Raw genomic sequence first — 19677 nt, forward strand, 5'->3', positions numbered from 1 at the left:
TAAGTCAGTGAGCAAGCGGTTATAACACGATTGTAAGCTATTGATATTCAGATGTTTAAAGACTCTTTCTAAGGTATCCACCGAAGGAATCCCATTGGCTAATTTTAATCCAAAATCTGCTCGCAAAGCCGCTAAATTGTCTTGACCAAAATCAACGATTTCTACAAAATCATCATTATCCGCTAAAATCCCCAAAAGGACTAAAGCCAAAATGTCGTCCAACGCATGCAGGCAACGACCTTGCACACGAAAATCTGCTATTGTCTCGAAATAAGAACTAATTTCCATATCATCACGTAATTTTACACAAAGATAACGATTTTGGTGCGGAAGCCCTACTTAGTCTTGCTCTGGACGGTGAATCTTGAAACGCGGCGTATGGTCTTGCTCCTGATTGGTGGCAGGGGGCGGCGTTTCGGGTTTCTTTTCAGTTTCGGAAGCGACATTCTTTTGGGCAAGTTTGCGCTTTTCCTTCAAAGCCTTCAAATCCTGACTCACCTGTGGCGAATAGTTAGCACCCAGAATTTTATCCACTTCATTTTCAACGTTGTCCTTCATACCCAAGACGGCATTGTAGGATTCGGCTAAGGCTTCCTGCTGATTGACTTCATCGCGGATTTTGTCTAAAAGTGCGCTCGATTGGGTCGTGTCCATGCCTGCCAAACTCTTATTGAGCTTTTGTGTGGTTTGGCTTACACGTGAGCGCAATTTCAAGGATTTGAGTTCGCCCTCAAATTGATTGATTTGTGAGCGATTCATACGGATACTATCTTCCATTTTGGCAATCATATCCTGATAGCTCTGCAAATTTTTCCTATCTGCCTGCGAGAGTGCCAAGATGTGGTTTTTGCGTTCTAAGGCTTGTGCTGCCAAGCGGTCGGCTTCGTCTTCGTCTATCTCTCCTTTGTCGGCTTTTTCCAAAAAAATCATAGCTTTTTTTTCCTGCTGCTGTGCCGAGGCATCGGCTTGTGCTACCTGCCGCTGCGTCTTGATGGTCAGTGCCTTGACTTCGGCTAACCCCTGCATGCTTTCAGACAACTCTTTTTTGAGTTCTTTGATGCTATCCTCTAAGATTTTGGCAGGGTCTTCTATCTTATCGAGCTTATCATGCGCTTTTGCCTTGCCGATGGAAAAAAAGCGTTTGAAAAATTCCCACATGAGCGATTTGGATTGATGTTTTTTAGGATTGAAAAGGAGCGGAAAGCACGCAATTTAGGAAATCTGACAACTTAGGCGTTCATCTTCTTTTTAAAGTAAGAGTAGGCTAAATTGATTTGCTGTGCCTTCTGTGCGGCTTGTTTCTGTTCTTGTGGAGTCTTGTGAATCCACTTATCGGGGTGATAGACTTTGATGAGATTTTTATAGGCTTGGCGGATTTGCTCGAAAGAGCTATTGTGTGGCAAATTCAAGACCTGATAAAATTCTACTTCTTTGGGGTCTAAGTACGGGTTCTGATAGGTTTGGTGCGACGCGCCTTGTTGTCCTTTTTGGGTAGGATTGTCTTGTCCGAAAAGGCGTTCATATTCTGCATCGATGTCCTCAAATTCTTTATCGGTGTAGGTACGACCCTCGAAAAATTCGCCTGTGGAGGCTTTGATGATGTTTTTAATGCGGTCGAAGAGCATAGCGTAAAATGTTAGAGGTGTAGAGTAAATGCCTAAAAAGCGGCGCAAAAGAGCAACCTTTCGAGTATCCCAAAACAAGGTACAACTTATTTGGCTATTTTGCAAAACTTTGCCTATCTTAACGATAGAAAAAGCAAGAAAGTTAGGCAAAGCCCACTTTTCCGCACTCTAAAATCACGCTCTTTATCCCTTATCCTTCCTTTATCCGATGGTCAGAGATTTTTCAAAAGCCTTTTTTGCAGGTCTGCTCGCCCCTTGGCGTGCCTTAGCTTTTAGCCGCGAGCAACGTTTTTGGCATTACTACCTGCTGCCTATGTTCCTCAATTGCTTGCTCTTTCTTTTGCTGCTTGCAGGGGCATACTTTTTTTCTGATTTTGCCAACGAAAAAGTACAACAATGGCTACAAGCACAAACTTGGGGCAATCTTTGGCGCGGAGTCTTCGAGTGGCTCTTTCGGATTTTACTCTTTCTAAGCCTATTCTTACTCTATTTCAAGACCTACAAAGTCTTGCTGCTGACCTTGCTTTCGCCGCTTTTTTCCTACATAGCGGGCAAAATAGAGGAAATTCAGAACCCACAATGGGAATCGCCACCTTTTAGCATTGCTATCTTTTGGCAGGATTTGCGGCGCGGACTTATTATAAACCTAACCAATTTGGCGATAGAATTGAGCCTGACGCTACCTTTGCTTTTGCTGGGCTTTTTCGTTTCTATCCTAAGCCCTTTCACGACGCTTTTAGTGGTCTTGATAGAATCCTTTTTCTGGGGTTTTGGTTTGCTCGATTTTCGCAATGAAACCATTAGGCGCAATGTAGCCGAAAGTAGGGCTTTTGTATGGCAGAACAAAGCCTTCACCTTGGGCTTGGGTCTGATGGTGTATTTGATGCTGCTTGTCCCCATCTTGGGCGTGCTAATTGCACCTATTTTAGGGGTAATTGGTGCTTGTAGGGCAAGTTGGGCATTGGAAGCGGAAAAAATAGCTTCAAAAAGTTGAAAATCAAATGCTTACCCAAAAAGTTAGGCAAGGGTTGTCCATCTTATTTCCCTATTTGTAGGGACAAAGCGCGATTGCCTTGCCCCTTCAAATGGCTGCACATTTAGGCAGGACGCACCGCAAAGCGGAAATCTTCCATAATCATATTTGCCAAAAGGCGTTTGCAGGCAATTTCTACCTTCTGCTCGGCATCGGCTTGGTCTTGTGCCTCTATTTCGAGCGAAATGTGTTTGCCTATGCGCACGTTGTCAATCTCTTTTAAGCCCAAATTATTAAGCCCCAACTTGACAGCCTTTCCTTGTGGGTCTAAAATTTCTTTGAGCGGCATAACATCAATTTCAGCGATAAATTTCATAAAAGAGCGTTTTTGAGCGTTTGGAAATGGAATTAAGGTTTCTGAAAGACAAACTTTTCAAGCCCCGAAAGCACTACATACAAGGCAATGACGATAGGCACAGCAAGGTATTGTAGGCTTAAAAGCAGCAATAGGGCAAGGAGTAGGAAAATATAGCGGATTTGATTGCCCGCCCAAGCGTAGTTTTTAAATTTGAGCGCGAAAAGCGGCAATTCGGCTACCAAAAGATACGACATCAGTACAATAAAAGGCAGCAAAACTTCCAAACGCAAAAAATAAGGCGCAAATTCTGCCTGATGTGTCATAATCAAGGGTAGCGAACCGATAAGCAGGGCATTGGCAGGAGTGGGAACGCCGATAAAAGCGTCGCTTTGTCGCGTATCGATGTTAAATTTGGCAAGACGCAGTGCCGAAAAAACGGCAAGTAGGAACGCCGAAAAGGGCAGATAGGGGTCAGGCGTAAGCCCTTTGAGCAACACAAAAATAATCGTGGCAGGCAAGACCCCAAAAGTTACACAGTCGGCAAGCGAGTCTAATTCCTTTCCTATGGGCGAACTAACCCCCAAAAGACGCGCCACAAAGCCATCTAAAAAATCGAAGAGCGCAGCCAATACGATTGCCCAACAAGCCCAGAGAAGCCTATCAGAAAAGCAAAATACGATACCTACACAACCCGAAAATAGGTTGCAACTGGTCAGAAAGTTGGGAATATGTCGTTTCATGGGCAAATCGAGAAAACAGAACTGCCGCAAAGATAGGAATAAAAAGATTAGAAAAGGTTAGAAATGGCTTTAAACTGTAGCGCGAAGCTCCAGCTTCGTTTGTAGCCTGTGTGCCAAATTTTATTTTGTATCAAATTTGAAAACACGCGCCTTTTCATAGCACTTAATAAGGCGATTTTCCTATAAGGATTTCAAAAAATTGCACCTGCCAAAAAGATACACGCCTTTGTAAGTCAAGTTTTTTATGTTTTTTTGGCGAAAAATAGATGACCTTTCCAAGCCTGCTTTCGTAAAAGATACGTCTGTTTTTATCTCATAAATTTTTGAAGGCTTTTAATCGAACCACTTGAAAAATATGGCTGCCTCTGCCCTCGATTTTAATTTCGCGCTTAGTTTTGCGCCCGGCCCTACTAAAATCTATCCCCAAATGGGTAGTTATTACGCCTTGGGGCTTGAAAAGGGCGTTTTTAGTCTGCCTCACCGAAGCCCTGAATTTTGCGCCATTGTAGCGGAAGCACAGTCCCTTTTGCACCAAAAATTAGCGATTCCTGCCGACTATCAAGTGGCTTTCCTTAGCTCTGCCAATGAATGTTGGGATACGCTCAATCGTACTTTTGGGGGGGCGCGTTTTCTGCACCTTTTCAATGGGGCTTTTGGTGAGAAGTGGTTTCGCTTTCGCCGTCATTTCAATCCGAACCAAACACAAGGCTTTGATTTTGAATTAGATACAACGCTTCAAACCGTCGAAATGCTTTTGGATACGCCTACTTCCGCCCAAACCGAAGTTTTTTGTTTGGTAGAAGGTGAAACTTCCAATGGCAGCCTATTGAACCCTGCTTTTTTGTCTGATTTGCGTCAGAAAAGTCCAAAAGCCCTGCTCTGCATAGATGCGACTTCTACGATGGCGGGCATCGAGCTTGCTTGGCAGAATGGCGATATTTGGTTTGCTTCGGTACAAAAGTGTTTCGGGCAGCCTGCGGGTTTGGCAGTGTTGGTGCTTTCGCCTTTTGCACAGGAGAAAATAAAAGAAGCCGCCCAAAAAACACAAGAGCCTACTTTTTACAATAGCCTACCCAATGTTTTGCGCAACATAGAGAAATCGCAAACGACACACACGCCCAACATGGTCGCTCTCTTTTTGCTTGCCCAAACTTTGAAAAATCTGCCTGATATTGCACAAACGGCAGCCTTTTTAGAAAAACGAAATCAATTCCTACGCGCTTCTTTGGCACAAAGGGGCTATCAGACGGCTCTTTTCCAACCCCCTAAAAATGCAGAAGGACAATATTTTGCCCTGCCTGCTCCTACGGTTCTTGCCTGCCCCTATCCAAGTGAAAAATTAGGCGATTTGAAAGAAAAAGCCTTAGCACAGGGCTTGCGCTTAGGCGGGGGGTATGGAAAATGGAAAGATACCTCGTTTCGAATTGCGAACTTTCCACAACACACTGACCAAGACTACGAAAAACTGCTCGCCTTTTTGGAAAGCTATCGCGGCTGATAAGTACGCCGTTTTTACACTTATTTGATGCTTGCTTCGCGCTTAGAGTTGAATGGCTAAAATGGTAATGTCGTCGCGCTGTTCGGCTTTTCCCTGATGGCGGTCTAATTGATTTTCCAAAATTTCGCGCTGCTCTTCCAAAGGGCGTTCCTTGATAGAGGCTAAAAGTTGTTCAAAACGCAGCGTGCCAAATTTTTGCTTCTCCTCGTCGGCTTGGTCTATGAAGCCGTCGGTAGAAAGGTAGAGAACGTCGCCACGCAAGAGGGCGGCTTGTTGGGTATTGAAAGGCTCTTCTTTCTTTTTGAGCAAACCGCCGATACTTCTATTGTCGCCCTTAAATTTTTGTAAGGCTTCATTGTAGGTATAATAAAGCGGACGTTTTGCGCCTGCATACAAGACTTCTACCCAAGTTTCATGGCGTTCTATGCGGCAGAGTCCGATGTCCATGCCGTCGGTGTTGTCGGTTTGGCGTTGTTTGAGGGCAATTCTGATGCCTTCATGTAGGAGTTGTAAAATTTGGGCAGGCTGCCAAATTCGTTTGAGATTGACAATTTCGTTGAGGAGCGTATTTCCTACCACACTCATAAAAGCACCGGGAACGCCATGCCCTGTGCAGTCGATGACGGCAGCGAAGGTATAATTTTCTACCTGCGTCATCCAATAGAAGTCGCCCGAAACGATGTCTTTGGGTCTGAAAATGACAAAAAACTCGTGGAAAGCATTTTTCAGGGAAGCATCTGTGGGTAGGATAGCCTGCTGAATGGTTTGGGCGTATCGGATACTATCGGTAATGCGCTGCGTTTGCGATTGCAGTTCGGCGGTGCGGTCTTGCACCTTTTGTTCTAAGTTTTTGTATAAAAGGGCATTTTCTATCGAGATGCTCATCTGCGAGGAGAGCATATTGAGGATACGGAGGCGTTCGGGTGTGAAGGCGTTGTCTATGAGGTTGTTTTCCAAATAGATAATGCCATTGAGTTTGCCTTTGCGTGAGATAGGAAAGCAGAGTACCGATTTGGGGCGGCGTTGTTTGATATAAGGGTCTAAGGCGTACTTGTCGTCTTGCAGGGCATCAGACAAAACAAGGGGCTGTTGGGTTCGCAAGACGTAATTGAGCAAAGAAAGGGGCAGTTCCTGACTTTCGTCGGCTAATGTGCCGATAAGTTGTGTGGCAGAGTCGAACTCTTCATAAGGCGAGGCGTTTGCGTCGGTATAAGCCGAAATGACAAGCCTGCCTTCGTCGTTTTGTATAAAAATGCCTTTTTCCGCCCCTGCATTTTCAATCACTACGGTTATCATTTTGGCGATAAGTTCACTGAAATTGACTTCCTGCGAAAGCGTTTGAGATGCCTTTATCAGACTCTCTACATCGAGGCTATTGCTGCCCGATTGTGAGCCGCCTGTGCTGCCTGTGGTGGAAAGGGTGCGGTTGTGAGTCGTCGTAACCTGAAAGGAAGAGCCGCTTTTAAACTGGTGGCTGGTGTCGTCTTTGATAAAACGCCCATAAATTTCCTCCATTTGGTCGAGTTTTGCCTTTGCACCCCAAAGGCGATAGTCGTAATAGGCTTTTCGTAAAAAGAGCGCGGCGATGTCTTCCTGCCCTCTTTTAAGCCAATAGCGTCCGAACAACTCTTTCGAAAGGGCTTCTTCTTGTATAAAATTGTGCTTGCCTGCCAATTCTATGGCTAAATAATAATTGCGCTCGGCTTTGGGCAAATCCTCTTGCAAAGCGGCTAATTCGGCTTCGATGAGGTGGATTTTATGCAGATGTGTGGTAGGTGCGTATTTTGCCCACTTTTTGAAAAGTTTGAGGTTGTTTTCTATCCTTTTAAGGGCGCGTTTTTTGGTATATTGTGGCTCGGTGAGCAAAAGGCTGATATGAATGAGTGAATCGTAGAAATAAAAAACAGGAATCCCCGCACTCGAAGTTACCGAAGCCAAGTTTGGCTCTGCAATTTTGATATGATTTTCTGCCCCTACATAGTCGCCTAAAAGGTAGGAAATAATGGCGCGATTGACGTAATAAATGCAGATGGCGGTCTTATTACTGCCATTGACAAGTCTTTCTTCTAAGCCTTCATCACATTCTGCCCCCACTAATTCGAGCGGATTTTGGGCTTGCCCTGTCAGATTGAGAATCGTTTGTCGGACGATTTTTAGGTTCTGATAGGGAGTCATTTGTTTGAGCTGATAGGTCGCATTGATATACATATCGCTTTCTTTGTCCAAAGAAGTGAGTTCGTGTCCTGCATAAAAGCGATAGATGCAATACATAAAAACAGCATAAGTGCCATATTCGAAAAAGCCCGTATCGATGCCTTTTCTATAGGCTTTCAAAAGCGGTTTGAGGCTATTTTCGAGTGGCTCTTTCCAATGGCGCACTAAGGCGTTCGCAACCATGTAGGTGCGTGCCTTAAAGCGTTCTGTGTTGTGTTTTTCTAAAAGTTTGATAGCCAATTCGCCAAAACGATAACCCGAATTGATGTTGCGCAAGACCCCACAAAGGATAATGCCATACGAAGAGTAGGCAAAGACCGATACAGGCGCATTGCCGTATTTGATAGAAAGCAAAACTTGTTTGAAGATAATCAGCGGATAGTAGGGCGAACCTGCCACAAACGCCGCCAAACTAAGAGCCGTTAGGATACGCATGGCTGCCAAACGCTTGGGGTCTTTCATTTCTGGAAGGTCGTAGAGGCTAAAAATGCTCCTGCCTCGCATATTGAACTTTATCTTCATCAAAGCCGCCAAAAGGTGCAGTTTGGTTACACTTCTGGGAAAGCGCACCTTCAAAAGACGCAAGACATAGAGGGCAGTCTTGATGGCATCTTCTAATTTGTTGCAAGAAATGTAGTAATTGATGCGTACTTCGTAGGCTTGTACTTTGTCTAAAATGCTTTTTCCTTTTTCTAAAATCTTATCTAAAAACTGCTCCATGCCCTGCGTCTGACCGCTTAAATAGGCGGTTTCGGCGGCTTCCACATAAAGGGCGATAGCCAAATCGTATTCCTGCTCGAAGCCAATATCGCCTACCAAAGCCGTCCCTGCATAGAAATAGTCGAAGGCGGCATCGTAGGCGGCGGAAAGTTTTGCCTTTCGCCCCGCCACTTGGTTGAGGCGTGCCAAATCGTAGCGTTCTTCCTGCTCGTCTATTAGCGGCAAGCCTACATTGAGCTGATTGACGACATCGAAAATGCGACTTTCTAATTGTGCGTCGGTCAGATTTTTACGCAAAATCTTACCTGCCTCATAGTGCAGTTCGCTTCTTTTGCTTGCCGAAAGGAGGGAATAAACGGCTTGCTGCACCCTATCGTGCAAAAATTTGAAACGACAGAGGGCAAAATCTTCTTCTTTTTCTATAGTAGAAATAAAACGGTAATGCTCGGAAAGCGGCACGACAAGCCCTTCCTGTACGGCTACCCATAAGTGGCTGAAAGTAGTTTCGGGGGTAGCTTTAAAAAGAATAGAGAGCGTCCGAAGCTCGAATTTATCGCCTATGCAGGCGGCAAATTTGAGAATCTCTTGGGTCTGGGAGGGCAATTTTTCAATCTTACTCGCCATGAGTTCTACCACATTTTCGGTAGTGTTCTTGGCTTCAATTTGTTGAATGTCCCAAATCCATTTTTTCTTCTGAAAATCGAAGGTAAGCAAGCCTTCTTCATACAAAGCCCCTAAAAACTGGGTTACAAAAAAGGCATTGCCATGCGTCTTGCGATAAAGCAAATAAGCCAAATCTTTGACCTCTTTGGTGTCTGTTTTGAGCGCGTCGGCTACTAATTTCTGCACATCTTCGAAGCGCAAATTGTCCAAAGTAAGTTGGGTAATGGGGCGCAATTTAGACTTCAAATCCGCCACCATGACCGACATGGGGTGCGCCGAAGTAACCTCGTTATCGCGATAAGCCCCAATGATGAGCAGGTAGCGATTGCCTTCGTCGTTGATGATGACCTGAATCAGGGCAAGGGAAGAGGCATCTGCCCATTGTAGGTCGTCTAAAAATAGCACAACAGGGTGCTGCTGCTGACTAATGGCGCGGATAAAACTTTTGAAAACGTAATTGAAACGATTGCGTGCTTCGTTGGGTGGCAATTCCTGCACTTCGGGCTGTTTGCCGATAATAAGTTCTAAGTTGGGCAGAACGTCGGTCAGAACACGCCCATTTGTTCCTACGGCACTCAAAACGCGCTTCCGCCATTTGTCCAAAAGTTCTTTGCTTTCCGTCAGCACATGCGCCACTAAGTCGGAAAGTGCTTGAATAAGCCCCGAATAGGGGATATTGCGCTGGTACTGGTCGTATTTGCCCGAAATAAAATAGCCTCTTTTTTCGGTAATCGGCTTATGCACCTCGCTGATAAGTGCCGACTTTCCTACCCCTGAATAGCCCGCAATCATGACCATTTCCACTGCACCCTCACTGACACGCTGGAAGGCACTCAATAAGACCGAAACCTCGCCCTCGCGTCCGTAGAGTTTTTGTGGAATTTTGAAGCTATCCGAAAAGTCGTCGGCGGCGATAGAAAAGGATTCTATTTTGCCTTTCTCTTCGAAGCGTGTGAGGCATTTTTCCAAGTCTGCCTTCAAGCCCCAAGCCGATTGGTAGCGGTCTTCTGAATTTTTTTCTAAAAGTTTCATCACCATATCCGAAAGCACGCGCGGCACAGAGGCATTGATTTGGTGAATGGGCGTAGGGCGATGCGCCAAATGACAATGCACCAATTCTATCGAATCTTTGGCTTGAAAAGGGAGCTTACCCGCCAAGACTTCATAAAAGGCAATCCCCAGCGAATACAAATCGGAGCGATAATCTACATTGCGATTCATGCGCCCTGTCTGTTCGGGCGAAATGTAGGCAAGTGTGCCTTCTAAGGCATCAGGATTTTTTAGGTCTTGTATGCGCGTATCGATGTGTGAGGAGATACCAAAGTCTATGATTTTAATTTGATGACTTTTTAAATCAACTAAGATATTATTGCTATTGATGTCTTTGTGTATGATATGATGCTGATGAATTTCGCCTAAACTATGCGCAATATTGATGGCTATTTTTAGAAAATCGCGGAACGTCCATTGTTGTTCGGCAAAGGTCTTTTTGAGTGTCGTGCCTGCAAAGTATTCTAAAATAAGGGCAGGGCGGTTGTTGATGCGGTCTTTCTTGTAGGCTTTCCGTATGCCTGCGAGGGCTAAATCTTTTGTAAATTCGTATTCATTATTAAACTGCACAATCTGGGAAGGGCTGGGAAAATCATTTTTCAATACCTTGACCACCACAGGTGTCCCATACTCACTCTGCTCGCGATAATAGATAATAGAATTTACGCCTTCAAAAAGAATTTTTGGGGCAGTGGCAGGCTCATACATAGTATTTCGTAAGACTGTGCGTGTTGAATTGGGAATATTAGCTTTTTTTCATATAACGCTTGATGTTGCCAAATGTTGAAGGCACAAGCACAATATTTTGGTTTTCAATAGCTAAGATACGCATTTTTTTTGAAAAGCCTCGCTTTTGCCAAATTTTTTCTATAAAGAAAACCCTGATAGTCTTTTTTCTTAAAAAAACATCAGGGTCGGTGCAAGTGGGTAGTATTTTTCAAATAGATGCCGTTATTCAGCTGATTCAGCCACTAATTTTTTCAAGACTTCGTAATACTCGGCTTCATCACCGGGATTGTAGGAGGCATGCTGCCAGACCACTTTTCCGTTCTTGTCTAAAATGAACGTGTGGGGCATATTTTGCACCCCTAAGGCGCGTTTTAGTTCGCCGTTTTCGTCGTTGAAGACCTCAAATTCCCAATTCTTGCCATTTACAATCGTCGGGATACGGGTACGACTACGCGCGTCGTCTGTTGAAATTGCCAACAATTTCACGCCTGTTTCTTCCTGCCAATCCTGATATTCTTCGTTGATGGCGGTCAGTTCGCTGATGCAGGGTTTGCACCAAGTAGCCCAAAAGCTAATAATGGTAGGAGCATCTTTGTTGATGTAGTCTTGGATATTGACCGTATTGCCGTCGATGTCTTTGATGGAAATGGCAGGAATTTCGAGTTTTTCTATTTGCGCCTTTGCCGAAAAAGCAAAAAGGAAGCAGAAAAGCCCAAAGGTAGAAGCCAAGAGATGGCTTTTGAAAGGCGTGTTTGCCCAATTAAATTTTGAAAGTAGCATAGGAAACTTGTGATTTGAAAGGTAAAAAGAAAGGTGGGAAATACGTCTGTTTTGACAGCCCAAAGATAGCTTTTTCAAAAATGTATCCAAAAAATGAGGGCAAATCGGTATCTTTGCAGGTGCAAATCAAAATCCTTTGCTCTGCCAAAATGCTTAGGGAGAGAAATTTATTGTAGAAAAGAACTTTGTTTTTAGCCTATGCGCCAAATTACGTACACCCTTGCGCCTGAAATTGCCCTCGATACGACTCTTTTCGAGGCGTATGTGCGTCAGGATTTGAAAATTTCTGCCGACGCGCCTTGTTTTATCCGCCAAGCCAAGCGTTCCATTGATGCTCGAAAAGCCCCTGTCAAGGTCGTTGTCGAAACGCAGGTTTTTGAGAATGAGCCTATCAAAGAGCGCGTTTCCTATCAAAGGTCGTATCCCAATGTAGCGGGTGCGGCACAGGCGATTGTCGTAGGGGCAGGACCGGCAGGCATGTTTGCGGCTTTGCGCCTAATAGAATTGGGCATCAAACCGATTTTGATAGAGCGCGGCAAAGATGTAAAAAATCGCACCGAAGACATCGCCAACATTAGCCGTAGGCACTTAGTAAATCCTGAATCGAATTACTGTTTTGGCGAGGGCGGAGCGGGTACTTATTCCGATGGCAAACTTTACACGCGCTCGAAAAAGAGAGGCGACTGGCGTAGGATTTTAGAAATTTTTGTAGCACATGGCGCAAGTGAGGATATTTTGGTAGAAGCACACCCCCATATTGGAACAAACAAACTGCCTCGTATTGTAGCCGAAATCAGAAAAAGCATCATAGAAGCAGGCGGTGAAGTGCATTTCAATACCAAAGTCATAGATTTGATATTAGACCAAGAAGAAGCAAAAGGCGTAGTTTTGGAGAGTGGCGAAAAAATAAAAGGCATAGGCATTATTTTAGCCACAGGACATTCGGCGCGTGATATTTTCGAACTTTTAGACCGAAAAAAAATAGAGATAGAGGCAAAACCTTTCGCCTTGGGGGTGCGAATAGAACACCGTCAGAGTCTTATCGATAGCATACAATATCACCGTCCTGAAAGGGGTTTGCTTCCTGCGGCTTCTTATGCTTTGGTGGAGCAGGTTGCGTTTAAAGGGCAGGAAAAAGGCGTTTTTTCGTTCTGCATGTGTCCAGGGGGCTTTATCGTTCCTTCGGCTACGGAGGCAGGCGAAGTGGTGGTCAATGGCATGTCGCCTTCGCGCCGCAATTCTAAATATGCCAATTCGGGAATTGTCGTGGCGGTAGAGCCTGCCGATTTATATAAGTTGGAAAAGCCCTATCAGACCTTTGGCAATTTGGCTGCCCTGCGCTTCCAACAAGACATCGAGCGAAAAGCCTGCGCCTTAGCTGGTGGCACACAGGCTGCCCCTGCCCAATTGATGGTCGATTTTGTAGAAAAACGCCTTTCACAGAGCCTTTTAGATACCTCTTATCAGCCCGGTTTGGTTTCGGTAAAAATGGACGAGGTGCTGCCTGCCTTTATCGCCGAGCGATTACGCAAGGGTTTTATTGCTTTTGGTAGGAAAATGAAGGGCTATCTGACCAATGAAGCCCAAATTGTAGGGGTAGAAAGCCGCACTTCTTCCCCCGTTAGAATCCCAAGAGAGGCGCAAAGCAGGGAACACACTCAAATCAAACGCCTTTTTCCATCGGGCGAGGGAGCGGGCTATGCAGGTGGTATCGCTTCGGCAGCGATTGATGGCGAGCGTTGTGCCGAAATGTTGGTCGCTTTGTATGCAAAAAAATAATTTGCATTTCGTACCCGCCTCTATTTTGTAGGGACAACGCACTGCGTTGTCCGAACCATGCACGAATGAACTAACAAAATTTTTCAATTTTACCCTGCGGACAAGGCATTGCCTTGTCCCTACATTCGAACTTAATTTTTAGAATTTAACATTACTGCCCCATAGGGCGGGGCTTTGATTCGGAATCATTTTTTTTGCATTTATGCGAAAAAAATGATTTGGTTTTCGAACCCTCCCCTATGGGGGGAGGGCAGGGTGGGGGTTCAGAAAAAACACAAAAAAACCTATAAAGTCTTAGACTTTATAGGTTTCTCTTCTCCTATATAAAGGGGCAATTATTTGCCGATAGAGAAGCCAAGACCTGCTGTGAAAATCCAGCTGCTTGAGTGCATATCTTTGCCCACTAAGTAGCGGTTTAGGCTTTGGTTGGTCTTGTTGTTGATGTTGCTCAAACCTTGACGGTAACGTGCGTCTAATTTCAATTTTGCAAATTTCAAGTCGAAATCCAAACCAGCACCTACAATCATACCGAAGTCAAGCACTTTGAATTGATTAGTAGCGTCAGTAGCTCCTTTTGCAGAACCAACATAGCTTGTGCTACCTGCTGCGCCAGTATAACGCTCATTCCAGCCATCTACGATAAAGTCGAATGAAGGACCTACATAGAAACGTGGCTCATAAACAGAGATAACGGGTACGCGAATGTCCGCCAATACGTTCAAAGCAATATTGCTTGTCTTATAGTCGGTCATGCCTGCGATATTACCTACTTGGTAGTTGATGTTGTTTGTACCAGTTTGTGAGTACAATACTTCACCTGAAAGACCTACCCACTTGCTAAAATTGTAAGTAACGAAGCCGCCACCTGTAAAGCCTACGCGACGACGGTTGTAGTCGGCATACTCAGAATAACCTGCATCGTTCAATAAGAACTTAGAGTAAGTAGTACCTAAGCGAAAACCTACTTGGAGGCTTCCACCTTTGTCACCTTCCGTAGCGGGTTCGGTTTGGGCAGAGGCTACGCCGAAAGTGAAGAGCATGGCTATGCATGCGAGGAGAGAAAAAAGTCTGTTTGACTTCATCGCTTTTGGGTTAAGTTTTGATGTTCCTAAATAAAGAGTTAAGACCGCAACAAGTGTTCCAAAAGGGCGAAAAGAGGCTCTTACAACTATCTATACCTTATTATATAAGGAGAAAACAAGAAGATACCAACAAATCCCCTCGCGCCTATACGGAAACTTGTATTTATTCACCTGCAAATTTACTCAAATATTTGGGATTCCAAAAGCAAAAAGAAAATTTATGTCTTTTTTTTCGAAAAAGTTTGGTGGTTCGAAAAAATTGACCTACCTTTGCAGCACAAGTGTAGAGATAAAGTGTGTGCGAAAACAACGACTTGATAAACATAATTACACTAAACTCTATTGTTTATGTTAAAAAATCTTTTCATTTATTCCTTCAAATACGTAGCAGTTGTATTAGCGCTTGTAGCGTTTTCTGCTTGTAACCGTACCGAGTTCACGGAGGATGATGCTTACGACTTAGAAAACCGTCGTGCATGGGAACAGCAAAAAAGAGACTCTGTTGCTGCTCTTAACGAACTCAACAACATCAAAGACCTTGAAACTTTCCGCGCTGCGCTCGACCAAATGATGCGCGACAATGCTGGCGGTAAAGTATTTTATGCCGTTACTGTAGTGCCTGGCGGTTCTTCTGCTTTCACTAACGGTCGCTTAGAAGACGTACAAGGTGTTGCTGGCGTAACTGTTACTGCTACTCAATTCGGTGGCGCAATGGTACAGACCGTTACTACTGACGAGTCTGGTATTGCTGTTTTCGAACTTTATAGCGGTGAAGTAGCGGTTCATATCGACGCTCCAGACCACACTAACGTAAGCTACGTTTCTAACCTTACTCCTAACGGTGGTGTAGCTAACGGTGCTATCGCTTATGTAGGTAACGTAGTTCCTGTATTCGATGACCCTAACAGCCCTAACGCTGCTATCGAAGACATCGCTAACGTTTCTGGTAAGGCTGTAGCTGAAATCGACCTTACTAACTCTATCGAAGAGAACGTTCCTTCTGGTACGCCTATCACAGCACACATCGACGTTGATGCAGGTGGTTTCTGGGATAAGTATATCATCGACAACAACTCTGTATACCTTGACAATAACGGTATCAACGGTGGCGACCAAACTAACCGTTCTGGTCAAATCCAGCGTATCGCTTACGAAGAGGCTTCTCAGCGTTCTACTGTCAATGGAAGCGGCGACTACTCTATGTTAGTAGCGGCTACTGCTTCTGGTTTGCCTATCAAAGTGTTGGCTTCTGACTTCGCTGCTGACCGTATTTGGTATGCTTTCGACCCTATTTTTGACGGCTCTACTGACGACGACGAGCAAACTGATAACTTCGGTCTTGCTACAAGCACTCGCTTCCTTTACACAATGAATACTGCTAACGACACACAGTCTGGTGATATCCAAACTGGTGCTAACGATTTGGCAGACTTCTCTTTCTGGAGAGCTTCATTCGTAGATGAGCCTGCTGTTGTAAATGTAGCTTACATCAACGGTGACCGTCTTCTTACCGAGCGTATCGGTGGTTCAGACTTCTTGGTAGTAAACCCTGGTGGTGCAACTGCTGAAGACAGAGTTTCTTTCCAAGCTGCTGACGCTGCTGGCGTAGCTGGTTTGAATCCTGGTTACTACTTGGCTGACGTTACTGACGCTGCTAACGCAACGGCTACAGACGTATTGCCTCCAATGGTTACTTTCTCTGCGCCTACTGCTGGCACACAAGCTACTGGTCAAGTTGTATTGACTGCTGCTGATGCTAATGACAGAGGTCGTGAAGTATTCCGTATTCGTGTAACGAACCCTGGTGCTGGCTACACTGCCGCTCCTTCGGTTTCTTTCATGCGTAACACTACTGGCGTAACAGGTTTCGGTACTATTCAAACTCCTGCTACTGCTATCCGTACAAATGTACGCATCATCGACGGTGGTTACGGTTTCATTGACCCTATCGCTGCATTCCCTTCACAAGAAACTGGTCGTTGGACTGGTCTTGACCCTGTTATCAACATTCCTCAAATCACTGGCTTGACACTTAGCGTTGTAGCTGATTTTGAGTATGATTGGGAAAACTCAAGTGGTGATGACATCGGTACTGTTCAGGAGATTGAAGTTACTTCTTCTTCTTCTAACTGGACTGTTGCAGCCCTTACTGCTTTGAATAACTCTCCTTTTAGATATTCGCAGCAAGATGCTTCTGCTGATTCAGACACAGATGGTGATGAGTTGTTTGTTATCAATAACGGTCAGTTAGAGTTCAACCCTGCACACGCAGGCTTTGTTACAGCTAACACGCTTGACTTGACTGTAAACAACGGTACTGCTACTGGTTCTGGCTATGTATTCGTTCCTGTTGTTACTTATACACAAGGTACTTCTATCCCTGCTGCCAACCAAACACAACGCGCTGCGAGCTTCGTGGCAGAAGTTGACGCTACTGGTCAGGTTATCAGCGTTCGCATCGTAGATGCTGGTGCTTATGACGCAGCTTTGAACGGTACTTTGTTTGACGGCGGATTGAGCATCTTTGTACCTAACGACCAAACTTCTCTTGATGCTGAATTCGGCTTAGGTGGTTCTTCTGTTGATAACTATGTTATCAATGGTACTGGCGTAGGTAGCTTTATCCAAGATAAACTTTCTGACCCTAACGCTAACACTGACCTTGACGCAGAAGACAACTCATACGTAGTATGGTTTGCTGAGCCTACTGCGGCAGGCGGTCAGCGTGCTTACGGTTATCCTGTATTCAGTGGAAGCACAGTGATTGGTATTGAGATTTATGAAGCAGGTGCTGATTACGCTACTGCTCAAGCCAATAACATTCCTTTCACTATCGAGGAAATTTTCGCTACGGATTCTGATAACAACGCTGCTGTAAGAGCTGCTCTTACTCCTGCTATCCTTCGCTTTACAATCGCGAATGGTGGTTTAGGTTATGCAGTACGTCCTCAAATCTATGTATACGGTGGTAACAAGTCTGCTGAAGACTTAGACGAATTGAACACTACTATCAGAGATGCATTTGATGCAATTCCTACTAATAGCCGTGGTTCATTCCCAACTACTGGTCCTCTTTCTACTTTTGACGTAACTATTCCTAACAATCCATTCCTTCCTACTGAGCCTCTTATCACGCCTGCTGATATTGCCGTAGAAGCGATTGGTGTTGCAACAGGTGTAGGTGCTATCCAAAATGCCTTCAACGCTCGTTTGCAAGCGACACACGCTTTCTTAGGCGGTATTCCTCTTGGTACTCAGTTTGAGTATTTCTTGAACGGAAACGGTGCTGACGGTCATTCAGGTGGCATGAGTGGTGCTTTCGGTGGTTTTGTTGGTTTCTCTAACTACTTTGAAGGTATCCGTCAGTCTACAAACACTGGTTTGGGCTACTCTGCTATTGACGAGTACTTAGGTTACAACGAAAACAACGTAGATAACGAGTTGTTCTTGTCATTCCGCTTGTCTGCTATCAACGTTCTTATCGGTGATACTGGCTTTGCAGGTCGCGCTATCGTAGACCCTTACAATGCAGAACGCGTTATCGGTGTTAGTGTAACAGACCAAGGTTCTGGCTTATTCGTATTGCCTTTGAACCACCCATCTATCCCTGCTGATGGTGAGCCATTCCGCTTCATCGGTGGTCCTGCTGGTGGTAACTTCGGCTTGTTCGAAACTTACTCTGGTATGAACTATATCCGTGATATCCACTACGGAACTGGTGTAGAGCTTGACTAATTTTAGTTAGGTCTTAGACCATAGTTTTAAAAAACAGTTATCGGCTTCGGCTGGTAACTGTTTTTTTTATCTATAAAAATTTCCTTTTCAGTCTATTTTGGCAGGCGGTTTGAGTACAACAATTTACTATCATCTTCCTTAACATGAAAACTACAAAATTCTTATTTCTCTTGTTTTTTGTATTTGCCCTTAGCCTTTCTGCTTCGGCACAGGTGAATACTTCCATCGGTTTGCGTGCAGGCTTGAATGTGGCAAATTTCTACGGCAAAGATGCCGAGCCTTATAGCGGCAAAGTAGGGGCTAATGCAGGTCTTGTCTTCAATTATAGCGTCGTGCCTACTTTCGGCATTACCGCCGAAGTGGATTTTGCCATGAAAGGGGCTTCTCTACAATCCGACAATGCACCTGATATTACCACATCGCTTAATTATGGTCAGCTTGCCATTATCCCTACCTACTATTTTGTGAGCGAGGGTTCGGATATTGTTCCGAAGGTCTTTATCGGTGGTAGTTATGGCATTTTGCTTTCTGCCAAACAGAAAATAGGTGATGCCGCTGCGCAAGATGTCAAAGCCAACTTCGAAAGCGGCGATTTGGGCTTGCTCTTAGGTGCAGGGCTGCATTATAGCTTAGGCGAGGGCAAGTGGCTTTTGTTCGACGTGCGCTTTCATCGCGGCTTAACCGACATTACGAAAAGTTCGCTCTCTACACTCAATAATGGCGTTTTGGCTCTTAATGTAGGCATTACTTTTCCTTTGGGGAATTATTAGAATAAGAGAACGTTTTAAATCTATCAAGAAAGTGTAGCGCGAAATTTTAGCTTCGTGCAAAGTTTCTGAACCCCCACCCTGCCCTCCCCCCATAGGGGAGGGTTCGAAAACCAAATCATTTTTTGCATAAATGTAAAAAATGATACCGAATAAAAGCCCCGCCCTATGGCAGTAATGTTAAATTCTAAAAAAACAGAGTCAAATGTAGGGACAAGGCATTGCCTTGTCCGCAGTGAGATTGAAATAAAAAAGGACTTTCAGACCTAAAAATGGGTTTAGTCCAAATTTTATTTCGTTTCTAATTTGGCAAAACAAGGTTTTTCGCAGAACTTAACATTACTGCACCCTGCCTTCCCCCCATAGGGGAGGGTTCGAAAACCAAATCATTTTTTGCATAAATGTAAAAAATGATACCGAATAAAAGCCCCGCCCTATGGCAGTAATGTTAAATTCTAAAAATCAGATTCAAATGTAGGGACAAGGCATTGCCTTGTCCGCAGTGAGACTGAAATAAAAAAGGACTTTCAGACCTAAAAATGGGTTTAGTCCAAATTTTATTTCGTTTCTAATTTGGCAAAACAAGGTTTTTCGCAGAACTTAACATTACTGAGGTTTGGGGTGGGGTGCATTTAAGGCTTTTATCGTTGCAACAACGTGCTGCAAGCCCGAAATGCTTTTAATAGCATTTTGGGTTTTTTGTTGCTAAATTCCTTGTTTGAAAAGCCACTTCCGCAAACTCTTTTTGGGGTTTCATAAAATTGAGATAGATGGGTTTGTTTTTTTTCTTTAAAATTGTCTGACCTGATGCAACAAGACTGTTTGTTGTGTGTCGTTTTTCAAACAAATCTTCTTATTTTCTCACTTTCCCCACCAAACCGATGAAATCTCACGAAATAGACTACCGCATTATTGGCGGCGATATTCAAATAGTAGAAGTAGAGCTTGACAATGGCGAAACTGT

13 protein-coding genes and 1 pseudogene are annotated in these 19677 nt (G+C 44.4%); 6 read left to right on the forward strand and 8 right to left on the reverse strand.

Annotation, left to right across the window (positions count from 1 at the left end):
• The 3 genes from G500_RS22805 to G500_RS0107690 form a co-directional block, all read right to left on the reverse strand.
• Positions 1 to 288: transposase family protein (locus G500_RS22805; protein ID WP_035756699.1), on the reverse strand; the 288-nt coding region annotated here is incomplete at its 3' end.
• Between the two features lie 51 nt (positions 289 to 339).
• Positions 340 to 1158, reverse strand: coding sequence for a PspA/IM30 family protein (locus tag G500_RS22810; RefSeq protein ID WP_051203372.1), 819 nt, complete (start codon positions 1156 to 1158; stop codon positions 340 to 342).
• Between the two features lie 71 nt (positions 1159 to 1229).
• Positions 1230 to 1625, reverse strand: a complete 396-nt coding sequence (locus G500_RS0107690) for a J domain-containing protein (protein ID WP_027002148.1) — start codon at positions 1623 to 1625, stop codon at positions 1230 to 1232.
• Between the two features lie 208 nt (positions 1626 to 1833).
• Here G500_RS0107690 and G500_RS0107700 point away from each other — a divergent pair, with 208 nt between their 5' ends.
• Positions 1834 to 2619, forward strand: coding sequence for an EI24 domain-containing protein (locus G500_RS0107700; protein ID WP_027002149.1), 786 nt, complete (start codon positions 1834 to 1836; stop codon positions 2617 to 2619).
• A gap of 103 nt (positions 2620 to 2722) precedes the next feature.
• Here G500_RS0107700 and purS read toward each other — a convergent pair whose 3' ends face one another.
• The gene (gene purS, locus G500_RS0107705) at positions 2723 to 2974 is read right to left on the reverse strand and encodes a phosphoribosylformylglycinamidine synthase subunit PurS (protein WP_027002150.1); all 252 of its coding nucleotides are present in this window, start codon (positions 2972 to 2974) and stop codon (positions 2723 to 2725) included.
• 32 nt (positions 2975 to 3006) lie between these two features.
• On the reverse strand, positions 3007 to 3696 hold the full coding sequence (pssA, locus tag G500_RS0107710; RefSeq protein WP_035756708.1) for a CDP-diacylglycerol--serine O-phosphatidyltransferase: 690 nt from the start codon (positions 3694 to 3696) through the stop codon (positions 3007 to 3009).
• A 355-nt stretch (positions 3697 to 4051) separates the two neighbouring features.
• Here pssA and G500_RS0107715 point away from each other — a divergent pair, with 355 nt between their 5' ends.
• Positions 4052 to 5194 (forward strand): aminotransferase class V-fold PLP-dependent enzyme, encoded by a 1143-nt coding sequence (locus G500_RS0107715; RefSeq protein WP_027002152.1) that lies wholly within the window; start codon positions 4052 to 4054, stop codon positions 5192 to 5194.
• A gap of 42 nt (positions 5195 to 5236) precedes the next feature.
• Here the strand turns inward: G500_RS0107715 and G500_RS22815 are convergent, their stop codons facing one another.
• Together G500_RS22815 and G500_RS22820 are read right to left on the reverse strand one after the other, a co-directional pair.
• On the reverse strand, positions 5237 to 10549 hold the full coding sequence (locus G500_RS22815; protein ID WP_051203373.1) for an AAA family ATPase: 5313 nt from the start codon (positions 10547 to 10549) through the stop codon (positions 5237 to 5239).
• A 243-nt stretch (positions 10550 to 10792) separates the two neighbouring features.
• Entirely contained in the window at positions 10793 to 11350 is a 558-nt protein-coding gene (locus G500_RS22820; protein ID WP_086047856.1) for a peroxiredoxin family protein, read from the reverse strand.
• A 198-nt stretch (positions 11351 to 11548) separates the two neighbouring features.
• On the opposite strand from G500_RS22820, the gene G500_RS0107740 reads away from it, so the two are divergent.
• On the forward strand, positions 11549 to 13129 hold the full coding sequence (locus tag G500_RS0107740) for an NAD(P)/FAD-dependent oxidoreductase (protein WP_027002153.1): 1581 nt from the start codon (positions 11549 to 11551) through the stop codon (positions 13127 to 13129).
• Positions 13130 to 13464: 335 nt separating this feature from the next.
• On the opposite strand, the gene G500_RS0107750 is transcribed toward G500_RS0107740, so the two are convergent.
• Positions 13465 to 14169, reverse strand: coding sequence for a porin family protein (locus tag G500_RS0107750; protein ID WP_027002154.1), 705 nt, complete (start codon positions 14167 to 14169; stop codon positions 13465 to 13467).
• A gap of 390 nt (positions 14170 to 14559) precedes the next feature.
• Between G500_RS0107750 and G500_RS0107760 the strand changes: the two genes are divergently transcribed.
• The 3 genes and pseudogenes from G500_RS0107760 to G500_RS26380 all read left to right on the forward strand — a co-directional run.
• Positions 14560 to 17946: a hypothetical protein gene (locus G500_RS0107760; protein WP_027002155.1), complete on the forward strand. Its 3387-nt coding sequence runs from the start codon at positions 14560 to 14562 to the stop codon at positions 17944 to 17946.
• Positions 17947 to 18089: 143 nt separating this feature from the next.
• On the forward strand, positions 18090 to 18716 hold the full coding sequence (locus tag G500_RS0107765; protein WP_035756702.1) for an outer membrane beta-barrel protein: 627 nt from the start codon (positions 18090 to 18092) through the stop codon (positions 18714 to 18716).
• An 878-nt stretch (positions 18717 to 19594) separates the two neighbouring features.
• Positions 19595 to 19677, forward strand: a pseudogene (locus tag G500_RS26380) (TIGR00266 family protein); the annotation flags it as partial.

Origin of the sequence: Hugenholtzia roseola DSM 9546, from assembly GCF_000422585.1 — a bacterium.
GTDB classification, from domain to species: domain Bacteria; phylum Bacteroidota; class Bacteroidia; order Cytophagales; family Bernardetiaceae; genus Hugenholtzia; species Hugenholtzia roseola.